The organism is Segatella sp. (assembly GCF_977051555.1).
Window position 1 is genome coordinate 62,583 of sequence record NZ_CDRSSE010000012.1, and the last position, 10,081, is coordinate 72,663.

The 10,081-nt window shown below is 44.7% G+C and carries 9 protein-coding genes; all 9 read left to right on the top strand.

What is annotated here, in order from left to right:
* Nucleotides 1-24 precede the first annotated feature (24 nt).
* Nucleotides 25-1,935 (top strand): LTA synthase family protein, encoded by a 1,911-nt coding sequence (locus tag ACWJAO_RS04805; RefSeq protein WP_144153097.1) that lies wholly within the window; start codon nucleotides 25-27, stop codon nucleotides 1,933-1,935.
* A gap of 70 nt (nucleotides 1,936-2,005) precedes the next feature.
* Complete coding sequence (locus ACWJAO_RS04810) at nucleotides 2,006-2,704, top strand: phosphatase PAP2 family protein (protein WP_118153391.1); 699 nt, start codon at nucleotides 2,006-2,008, stop codon at nucleotides 2,702-2,704.
* 76 nt (nucleotides 2,705-2,780) lie between these two features.
* Nucleotides 2,781-3,161: a hypothetical protein gene (locus ACWJAO_RS04815; RefSeq protein WP_144153095.1), complete on the top strand. Its 381-nt coding sequence runs from the start codon at nucleotides 2,781-2,783 to the stop codon at nucleotides 3,159-3,161.
* A gap of 298 nt (nucleotides 3,162-3,459) precedes the next feature.
* On the top strand, nucleotides 3,460-5,175 hold the full coding sequence (locus tag ACWJAO_RS04820) for a glutamine--tRNA ligase/YqeY domain fusion protein (protein WP_218458349.1): 1,716 nt from the start codon (nucleotides 3,460-3,462) through the stop codon (nucleotides 5,173-5,175).
* Nucleotides 5,176-5,238: 63 nt separating this feature from the next.
* Complete coding sequence (locus ACWJAO_RS04825) at nucleotides 5,239-5,880, top strand: DedA family protein (protein WP_118191286.1); 642 nt, start codon at nucleotides 5,239-5,241, stop codon at nucleotides 5,878-5,880.
* A gap of 343 nt (nucleotides 5,881-6,223) precedes the next feature.
* On the top strand, nucleotides 6,224-6,994 hold the full coding sequence (locus ACWJAO_RS04830) for a hypothetical protein (RefSeq protein WP_449139445.1): 771 nt from the start codon (nucleotides 6,224-6,226) through the stop codon (nucleotides 6,992-6,994).
* 21 nt (nucleotides 6,995-7,015) lie between these two features.
* Complete coding sequence (locus ACWJAO_RS04835) at nucleotides 7,016-7,909, top strand: FimB/Mfa2 family fimbrial subunit (protein WP_449139446.1); 894 nt, start codon at nucleotides 7,016-7,018, stop codon at nucleotides 7,907-7,909.
* A 37-nt stretch (nucleotides 7,910-7,946) separates the two neighbouring features.
* Nucleotides 7,947-8,837 (top strand): fimbrillin family protein, encoded by an 891-nt coding sequence (locus ACWJAO_RS04840; protein WP_449139449.1) that lies wholly within the window; start codon nucleotides 7,947-7,949, stop codon nucleotides 8,835-8,837.
* Between the two features lie 27 nt (nucleotides 8,838-8,864).
* On the top strand, nucleotides 8,865-10,081 hold a 1,217-nt coding region (locus ACWJAO_RS04845), incomplete at its 3' end, for a fimbrillin family protein (RefSeq protein WP_449139447.1).

Here is a 10,081-nt window from a genome sequence, read left to right on the forward strand (position 1 = left end):
AATTATTAGTCAAGAAGCATAGATATGAAGCAAATATTGTGGTTTATAAAAACGTATTTTACGTTTGTCATTTTGTTCAGTATTCAGAAACCATTTTTCATGATATTGGAAAAGGCTTCTGCTACACAACCTATCGATAATATCTGGAGCGAAATGCCTACAGTAATGTGGTATGGTTTATCACTCGACCTCTCTATGGCTGGTTACCTCACCGCACTACCGGGTTTGTTGCTCATCGCAATGATCTGGTTTCGTAAGGAGATTATACGTCCCATTCTGAATGCTTATTTTATACTGGCATCTTTCCTGGTTTCCATTACATTCGTACTGAATGCAGGATTATATCCATATTGGAACTTCCCGCTAGATAGCACTCCATTATATTATTTCTTTACTTCGCCAAAGGATGCACTTGCAAGTGTTGGAGGGCTTTACATCTTTTTTGCTCTCCTCATCACTGTGCTGCTTACCATAGCCGTCTGGTTCGCACTCCGCATGCCTCATACCCAGAAGCGCTATTCCAGCAGATACAGCAACTATGGTTTTGGAGATTTCGGCAGTGGTCGTAGGACACGCTACTCTGACATAGAGCATCATCGTATGCGCCATTCTCTTATTCTGTTGCTGCTTACTGCCCTTCTCTTCATCCCTATCAGAGGAGGATTTACTGTATCTACAACAAATACAGGAAAGGCATATTTCAGCCAAAATGCGTTTTTGAATCATGCTGCCGTCAATCCGATGTTCAGCCTGTTTGAATCACTGACCCATCAGGAAGATTTTGCATCGCAATACCGATACATGTCAGAAGAAGAAGCTAACAAGATCTTTGCACAAATGGTAAGTTCAAGCGACCAGAATACCTACCCACTCCTGAATGAAGAAGCTCGGAAAAACGGAAAGCCGGATATACTTATTATTATTATGGAAAGCTTTGCCAATGACATCATGCCTTCTGTCGGAACACATAAAGACGTAGCTGTCTGCTTGGACTCAATAGCCAAAAAGGGAATTTTCTTCCCAAGATTCTATTCCAACACTTTCCGCACGGATCGTGGTCTGGTTGCTGTTTTGAGCGGTTATCCTGCACAACCTACAACCAGCATCATGCGCTACCCGGCAAAATCTGCACAATTACCATCATTGGCACGTTCTTTGGCTAAAGCAAAGCATTACGGCAATGCATATTATTATGGTGGTGATGTTGATTTTGCCAACCAACGCTCTTGGCTGGTTTCCCAGGGCTATGAGAGAATCATTTCAGATAGTGATTTCCCGATAGAAGACAAATTGAGCAAATGGGGAGTACACGATCATATCGTAGCCAACCGGCTGCTTGCAGACCTCAGGAAAGAACAGAATGCCAAGCAGCCTATGCTGAGAGTTTTCCAAACATCAAGCAGTCATGAGCCATTCGATGTACCATATAGCAGACTGAAAGACAAGCGTTTAAATGCATTTGCTTACACTGATAGTGTCATTGGTAATCTTCTGCGTGAATACAGCAAATTGCCTAGATGGAAAAATACTTTGGTATTACTCGTTGCCGATCATGTTGGCGCATACAAAGAACATCTTGACAACTTTGACCGCAGCCGCTATCAGATTCCACTTATCATGACCGGTGGAGCAATAGCTCGCCCAATGAATGTTAAGCTTATAGGAAGTCAGCAAGATATAGCAGCTACACTGCTCGGACAATTAGGCATTCCTCACAAAGACTTCTTGTTCAGCAAGAACATGTTGAGTGATGCTACGCCTAAATTTGCATTCTTTGATGTACCCGATGCTTTCGGCATGGTATCAGAGGAGAACTCTATCATCTACGACAACAAATCCCAAAAGGTTGTTTATGATAAAGGCAAAAAAGGTTATAACTTGAAACGAGGCATGGCTTATCTTCAGAAGTTGTACGATGACTTGAGTGCAAAATAGCCCTAACGACAGGGCAACAGATTATCAGAAACAAGAAAGTGAACATTACAGAATTTCATAAAGAAAGACTATGATAGAATTACTTCATCAAATAGAACAGATTGATACGCAGATTTTTCTGTTTTTCAATGGTTTTCACAACGAGTATTGGGATTACTTCATGATGATTTTCTCAGACCGTTTTGTATGGGTTCCGTTCTATGCCAGTTTTATCTTTGTACTGCTAAAGAATTTTCCTGTCAAGGTTGTGATGAGCACCATAGTTGTTATCACTCTGATTATCTTATTTTCAGACCAGACTGCATCAGGAATTCTGAAGCCATTAGTAGCAAGAATGCGTCCCAGTAATCCTGATAATCCTATCAGTCCGATGGTACATGTTGTTCAAGGATATCGGGGTGGCAGATATGGTTTTCCATCTTCTCATGCAGCCAATGCATGGAGCATGGCCTTCTTTGCACAATATCTGGTTCGCCGGAGCAAACTCACGATATTCTTATGCCTATGGGCATTGATAACCAGTTATTCCCGCATGTATCTCGGTGTACACTATTTTGGCGACATCCTGATTGGTACCCTCATTGGTTTTTTCTATGCCACCTTATATTATTATATATTTCAGTATTTTTTAAGAAAGCATACCGAACGTTTTAAGCCCAACCACGACATCAGATTTGCAAGCGTCCCTATCATTACGGGGCTCGTTTCTATATGGGTAATCATTTGTACCAGTGGAATACTATCTTTCTATAGCATACCACTGAGATAAACAAATGTATAAAAAGAGTTAGCTTATAAAAATGGTTTAGATTAACATTATTATTAACATATAAAATTTAAAGATTATGAAGAAATTATCAATTCTTGCATTTGCTATGGGTCTGATAGCTTTCACAGCATGTTCTGAGAAAAAAGCACCAGCACCTGCACCAGCTCAGGCAGAACAGACTGTTGTAACCGATTCTGCATTTCAGGCTGCCGCAGCCGGTGAATATAAGAGCGCAGATGGAGAGCGTAGTGTAACTTTGAACAGTGATTTCTCTGTTAAAGTAAAAGGCCTTGATAAGGAATTTTACAAGTGGGAATTGCCAGCTAAGCCAGAAGGTAAAGCAGCTGTGATTATCCTGAGCCGCAAGGGGCTCGATGCCGACGTTCAGGAACAGGCTACACTCGATACAGAAGAAGGTTCAATCATTATTAAGAACGAAACATTCCGCAAAAAGTAATAGAATATGAACCTGGTACAAAAGCAAAACGCCCTCGCTTCACAGCGAAGGCGTTCATTTTTGGTATTAGTTTCATTTAAGGTAAAAAGATTGTATTCAGGATAACGATGCAAAGATAGACATATTTTTCGAAACGAACGAATCTTTTTATATGTTTAAAAACATATTTTGTGAATTATTGCTTTCAAAAGCAAATTATCGCTCCCAAAACAAAATTATCTGCCAGATAATTTCGGTACTTACAATTAAATTTGTATCTTTGCACCATAAATTTAAAAATTATTCTTTTTATTGAATTATGGCAATTAATGAAGAAAACAATTTGGAAGAGAAGAAAAGTATCTCTTTCGTAGAACAGTTAGTTGAGGAAGACCTCAAAGAAGGCAAAAACGGAGGACGAATCCAGACTCGTTTTCCGCCAGAGCCTAATGGTTATCTGCATATCGGCCATGCCAAAGCTATCTGCATGGACTTTGGTGTTGCAGAGAAATATAATGGTGTTTGCAATCTTCGTTTTGATGACACTAATCCTAGCAAGGAAAACAATGAATATGTAGAAAATATTCTTCAAGACATCCAGTGGCTCGGATTCAAGTGGGGCAATATCTACTATGCTTCAGACTACTTTGAGAAGCTTTGGGATTTTGCTGTCTGGATGATCAAGAAGGGCAATGCATATATAGATGAACAAACTGCTGAAGAAATTGCACAGCAGAAGGGTACTCCTACCTCACCGGGTACTGCTAGCCCATATCGTGATCGCCCAATCGAAGAAAGCCTTGCTTTGTTTGAGAAGATGAATACTCCTGAGGCCGTAGAAGGCAGCATGGTTCTTCGCGCAAAACTCGATATGGCGAATCCAAATATGCATTTCCGCGATCCTATCATGTATCGTATCATCCAAACTCCTCATCACCGTACAGGAACAAAATGGCATGCATATCCTATGTATGATTTCGCTCACGGACAGAGTGACTACTTTGAAGGGGTAACCCACTCTATCTGTACATTGGAATTTGTACCTCACCGTCCGCTTTACGATAAGTTCATCGACTTCTTGAAGGAGAAGGACGGAACTGCAGATGTATTAAACGACAATCGTCCACGTCAGATTGAGTTCAACCGGTTGAACCTCACTTATACAGTAATGAGCAAGCGTAAGCTTCACCAGCTGGTAGATGAGAAACTGGTTATCGGATGGGACGATCCACGTATGCCTACTCTTTGCGGAATGCGCCGTCGCGGTTACTCTCCTGAGAGCATTCGTATGTTTATCGACAGTATCGGTTATACTAAGTTCGATGCTCTCAACGATATGGCCTTACTCGAAGCATCTGTTAGAGAAGACTTGAACAAGAAAGCATGCCGTGTGAGTGCAGTACTTGATCCTGTAAAACTCGTAATTACCAACTATCCGGAAGGTGAAACAGAGGAAATGGAAGCAATCAATAATCCAGAAAATGAAGCTGATGGCACACACACCATCACATTCTCTAAGAATCTCTGGATAGAGCGTGCTGACTTTATGGAAGATGCTCCTAAAAAATTCTTCCGTATGACTCCGGGTAAAGAAGTTCGTCTGAAGAATGCTTACATCGTTAAGTGCACTGGATGCACAAAGGACGAAAATGGTGTTATCACTGAGATTCAGGCAGAATACGATCCTATCAGTAAGAGCGGCATGGAAGGTGCCAACCGTAAGGTTAAGGGTACATTGCATTGGGTATCAGCAGATCACTGCGTAAAGGCAGAGGTGCGCGAATACGACCGTCTCTTTATGGTAGAAAATCCATCTGCTGATGAACGTGATTTCCACGAGTTGCTCAACCCGGATAGCTTCCACGACTATCCTAACTGCTATGTTGAGGAATATGCAGCCAGCAAGAAGCCAGGTGAATATCTCCAGTTCCAGCGTATCGGTTATTTCATGGCCGATCTTGATTCTACTGCAGAAAAACCAGTATTCAACAAAACCGTTGGTTTGAAGGATACATGGGCAAAACAGAATAAATAAATCACCTATATCTGTCTCAGTTTCAACAGCTGAGACAGATATTATTTAGATTCAAGATAACAAATGAATACTGCAGATCTTTTTCTTTGGATACTCGACAATTTAAATTACTGGGTAGTAACCCTTTTCATGGCTATCGAGAGTTCATTCGTCCCATTCCCATCAGAGGTGGTTGTTCCACCTGCAGCATGGAAAGCCATGGATCCTGATAGCGGAATGTCGTTTATCCTAGTCATCGTATTTGCCACCATTGGTGCCAATATCGGTGCACTTATCAACTATTATTTAGCTAAATGGGTAGGCCGCCCTATCATCTACCGTTTTGCCGACAGCCGCATCGGACATATGTGCCTGATAGACCGCCAAAAGGTAGAAGTTGCAGAAGAGTATTTCCGCAAGCATGGAGCCGCATCCACTATTTTTGGGCGCCTGGTACCAGCTGTTCGCCAGTTAATCAGCATCCCAGCCGGTTTGGCAGGTATGCATGTAGGCAAATTCTTGCTCTATACCACAATCGGTGCTGGCATCTGGAATACTGTTTTAGCAACCATCGGTTGGGGTATTTACCAATATACAGACTATAAAACAACTCAAGATGTATATCAGCAGGCATTAAAGTATAGTCATGAGCTCGGTTACATCATCTTGGCCCTTGCCGTTGTTATTGTAGCATTCCTTGCATACAAGGGGCTCAAGAAGAAATAAGAAACTATCCCCCATCCTGCTTCCTCAAGCGGGGATGGGGGATTTTTTTCTTTTGTACAGAACTTTCGCATGCAGGCTCCACACACCTTGAACCGACGGACACCGGCTAAAGATTTACACAGATTCTGGGCTTGAATAGAGCCTGAAAACGTTAAAAAACACAAACAAGGTGTCGCATTGCCCACGAATGAGACACCTAAAACCAAAAAATCATACCTGAAAAAACAAATATTACCCCCCCCACTTTCAAATAAAACCCTTATCTTTGCATCAGGATTTTTACAATCTGTATCATGAAGGATTTAAAATATTGTAAATTATAATCAAAACATAATAGATTAATATGAGAAATTATTTAACTAGAAAAGAACGATTACTGATCACAGCACTTGCTTTTATACTTCCAATTTCTTTTGCGAAAGCAGAAGTAAAAGAAGATGGAAAGACTAATTCACAAGGCTGGTACCTCGGTATTGAGGGAGGAATGCCTTTCGGCTTCTCTACTTTCTCAAGTTTCGGACACGACAAGACGCATCTCGGTTGGGCTGCTGGCTTATATGGTGGCTATCGTTTCAACTCCATATTCTCGGCAGAATTATCTGCCAAGTACGGAGAAATGAACTTATCTGCACAAGACTGTTGCGTAGAACGTAACTATTGGTTGGGTAGCGACGGTGCACTTTATCAGGCTAGTGTCCTGGGCATGGACAGTTGGGAATATGCCAATCTGAAAAGCCATGTCTGTATGGGACAATACGGAGCAAGAGTAAATATCAATCTCTTGGGCTTATTCCCTCAAACTGCTGACAGCCGATGGAATCTGGCAGCTTCACCTCATATATATATGGTGACAACCAAGGCAGACGTTCAGACTTTGGCAGATGATGCAAAGGTAATGAAAGGTTCCACCAACTGCCACTTTGGTTATGGTGCAGACTTGCAGGTGGGCTATCAGCTAACCCCGCTTCTGAATCTTGGCATCTATTCCGGTTTGACCCGTCTTACTGGCGAACGTATGGACGGAATGCCGGAATATCAGCATAAGAACAACTTCTTGTGGGAAAGTGGCATAAGATTAGGAATCAACTTGCCTTTTACCAATCATCATCCGTAACCCATAAAACAATATAGAATAATGAAAGCAAAAAGAAGATTTGACATTTGGTTATGGGTACTGTTATGTGTCCCATGCCTATTGGCAAGTTGCGACCATGATGTTCATAATGGTAAGGAAGAAGGAGGCTTGTCGGTATCGCTCACTTGGGCAGATGAAGCCGACCAAGGTACGGATGTGAATGACGTGAAACTCTGGATATTCAATGCCGATGACGGTTCGCTTGTAGAGGAAAAACATTATGGTAGTGCGCAGGAGGTGGCAAGCCAGCGATTCCAACTCCCGGAAGGAACCTATCGCATCCTAACTACCACCAACCTTACAGAACCGTTCTTTATCAGCGAACAGACCCGGGCTTTGACCAATTGGAACAATATTCTGATAGGTTTGACCAATCCTAAGGATGTGAACCATAATGCCTATTTCGGAGTCGCCGATGTGAAGATAGATAACAAGGAAGGCAGCTATGTAGTGCAGAATCCTATCAGGAGCGTGCTTGCCGAACTGACCATCATCATAGAGAATGTACCTAAAGGTACAGAAATGAGCGGCAAGGCATTAGATGCAGCCTGGTGTCTGTTCCCTACACAGAAGAATGGTGATGGCGACTATGGTTTGCCGAGCATAGATCCAACGGAAGTGGAACTCCCTACCCTCCTGGCTACGGAATCAACCCTGAAATCGGAAGTCATTCGGCTGATGCCGACCATACAGGGAAGCCCCGCCTCTCATGTTTATCTCCGCCTCTTGCTGCCTAACGGGACCTTGCAAGAGTTTGACATCACTGCTCCTAAGATGAATGTAGGAGGAAAGTATGAGCTAAGGTTCAAGTACGAAGAAATGCAGCCGAAGATGAATCTGGATGCTACCATCAACGGTTGGACGAACCTCAACAATGAAGTAGAAACCAAATAATAATAATAACTTTTAAAATATTGATAATATGAAAAAGATGACGAAGTTTTTCGCCCTTGCACTCTTAGCAGGTGCAATGGCTTCATGCAGTACAGAAGATACAGCTCCTACAACAGCAAATGGTAAGGTTGCCGTGCAGTTTACTGGTGGTATCAGCGTAAAGACCCGTGCCAGCGGAACCACTTGGGACAACGGTGACCGTATCGGCATCACCGACATCGACAACGATACCCAGTACGGCAACGTGCCTTTCATCCTGAAGAACGGGAAATTTGAGGCAGAAGGAAAGGTCATCTATATCGAAGATGCAAAGCCCCATACTTTCCGCGCCTACTATCCGTACAACGCGGCGGGAGGCATCCTTACAGCCACGACCGATGCCACGGCGCAGCAAAACCAGCCTGCCATCGACTTCCTCTTTGCTTCAGGAGCCACGGGAGACAAAAACAGCCCGGTGGTGAACTTTACCGACAAAACCTACAAAGGCGGTGAAGACAACTCCTTCCACCACCGCATGAGCCGGATAACCCTTACCTTCGAGGCGGGCGACGGTGTGGATTTCAACGTGGTCAAGCCTGAACGTTACACGCTGGACGGATTGCTACTCACTGGTACGTTCAACTCGGCCGACGGTATTGCCACCGCAGACAACGGGGCACAGACTGGAGAACTGACCATGAATCTGGCAGACGGCAATCTCACGTCATCGGTCATCCTCTTCCCGCAGACAGTTGCATCCCTGCCGTTGGTTGTGAATTACAAAGGTCAGGAATATCCTGCCACACTCACCATGCCCGATGGCGCACTGCTGGCGGGCAACAACTATACCTATACCGTCAAGGTACGCAACAAAGTCCTTGAAGTCAGCGAAGCCACCATTGCAAAGTGGAACGATATAGACGGTGGAGAAGTGGGCGCTGACCTGTAAGATATTAATAATTAAGAATAAAGAATTATGAGACATAGATTATTCATCCCCGCAGTCCTCGCGCTGCTGTTCGCCCTCGCCGCCTGCACACAGGACGAACTGGCTGACGATAACCGTCTGTCCAAAGGTGAATACCCCGTAGTCATCCATGCCACCGGACTGTCCGTGGAGGCAACGCCGCAGGCAGCCCCATCAACCCGTGCCTCCGTGGACGGCGACTGGCAGGGCGTCACTTCCGTGGCACTCAAGATGGGCGATGCGGTAAAGGAATACACCGTAACGGCTTCTACCGATTTCAAGAGCGCTATGCTCTCACGCGAGAGCGACCCGTACTACTGGATCGGCCGCAACCCGATTACCGTATCGGCATGGTGGCCCTTCGACAATGCCGACATCACACAGATGCCTGCCGTGAAGGTGGCCGAAGACCAGAGCATATTGGCAGACTTCCAGAACAGCGACTTCATCGCCGCTGAGAACCGGAAGGTGGAATTTAACAACCCGACTCTTGAATTTACCCATCGCACGGCACGCGTGGCAATCGAACTGAAGCCCGGCACGGGATTCACGAGTGTCACCGGAGCCACGGTGAGCCTCGTGAGCCTGTCTGCCGATAACGGCAACCCGACCGCCATCAAGACCTACAACGCAAGCGGCAACACCTACGAGGCACTGACCGCCCCGCAGACCGTTGCGGCAGGCAGGCCGTTCGTCAAGGTGAAACTCGGCAGCGGCACCTTCTACTTCCGCCCGCAGAACGACGTCGTATTAGAGGCGGGCAACCGCTATACCTACACCGTTAAGGTGAACGCCACCGGCCTGACGTTAGAGGGTTGCACCATCGGCAACTGGGTTGACGGCGGCGGCGAGAGTGGCGCAGCTGAGGATTTGGGCTACATCTACGACAGCAACACCAATACCTACATGGTCTATAACGCCAAGGGCCTGCTGGCTTGGAACGAAGCCGCACAAGAAGACGAATCGATAAATTGCACCCTCACCGACGACATCGACCTGACGGGTAAGGAATGGACACGGATAGGCACATGGCCAGGTTACTCCGGCGTATTTAATGGGCAGGGACACCGCATTAAGGGATTAAACATTTCAGCAGAGTCTACTGAACTTTTTGGGTTATTAAATCACCGTGGTGTGATAAAGAACCTACAACTCATAGATGTGAATCTGTATGACAATAGTGGAGCAGCAGCTGGAATAGTGGAGCAAAATAATGGTCAAATCAT